The organism is Methanophagales archaeon, from assembly GCA_021159465.1.
Lineage (GTDB): Archaea > Halobacteriota > Syntropharchaeia > Alkanophagales > Methanospirareceae > G60ANME1.
On sequence record JAGGRR010000026.1, the window covers coordinates 1 to 1,012 of the forward strand.

General features: G+C 41.8%; 2 protein-coding genes. Both read left to right on the top strand.

Going from position 1 to position 1,012, the window contains the following annotated elements; all coding sequences use genetic code 11:
- Positions 1-90 precede the first annotated feature (90 nt).
- On the top strand, positions 91-333 hold the full coding sequence (locus J7J01_01555; GenBank protein ID MCD6209578.1) for a hypothetical protein: 243 nt from the start codon (positions 91-93) through the stop codon (positions 331-333).
- A gap of 112 nt (positions 334-445) precedes the next feature.
- On the top strand, positions 446-727 hold the full coding sequence (locus tag J7J01_01560; protein MCD6209579.1) for a hypothetical protein: 282 nt from the start codon (positions 446-448) through the stop codon (positions 725-727).
- Positions 728-1,012: the final 285 nt, after the last annotated feature.

Sequence of the window (1,012 nt, forward strand, 5' to 3'; positions counted from 1 at the left end):
TAAAATATTGATAAATTAAAAGGCAGAACCTCACCCGGTAGTGAAAAATTAAGATCGCTCTTTATAGCTCATCAACCACTGCAGATTCTAATGGATGAGATACTGAAGTATGTAATTGCAGCTTCCGGGATAAAAGTTGAAAACTCCACTTTGGCTTCTCAGGTGCTGACTTTCATGCGGCGTTTAACCGATACAGTAAGAACTATTGACAAAGACCTTTCTGGTTCTCACATACCCTTCCAGATCGCATTACGAGGAACACGACCAAAAACCGCTCAGCCAACTCCTGGAGCGATCTGGTATAGTGGAGAAGGTATACACACGTGTACATGATGAGGAGCTATATTCCATGATTCGGAGGCGACTTTTCAGTAGTGTTAAGAAGAGGAGGCGAGAGAGATTATAGAGGAATCCATGGTTTATACAGAGTACAGAGCGGGAGAAGATGCTTCCAGAAGGCGTGGATAGGTCAAGTTATCGTGGACGTTATAGAAAGAGCTATCCTTTTCAGCCAGATGTTATTGATGTACTATACAGGAAATGGGGCTCTTACCCTGAATTTGAACGTACAAGAGGTGTGTTCAAGGCTTCTTTCGCTGGTCGTATATGCGGTGCAGGAATCAAGAAAGCCTTTTATCATTCAGTCCAGCGGCAAATTCTTCTTTACAAACCAGCCGAATTTGAATCGCATCCCCTTGAACAAAATGGAAAGTATAAAAGAGAATGAGGAGAGACTAAAAGCCGAGGAGAAAGACATTTTTAAGAATAGTCTGAAGAAGGAACATTTTAGAATATTCTCGAATCCTTCTTTAAAACACCAGGCGAGATCCGAATCGTTTCTGATGAAGTGCTTAGAAATTGTATAAAAGAGGGTGTCAAGCAGGGATTGTTTGGGCTTGGCGATATAGAAGATGAGAGACCTGTGTACCTACATTTCAAAGCGGAATCTTCTCCTGAACTAACGAACTAACAGTGGGGGAGATTTTGATAAGTGCGGATTTGTGCAAAATCC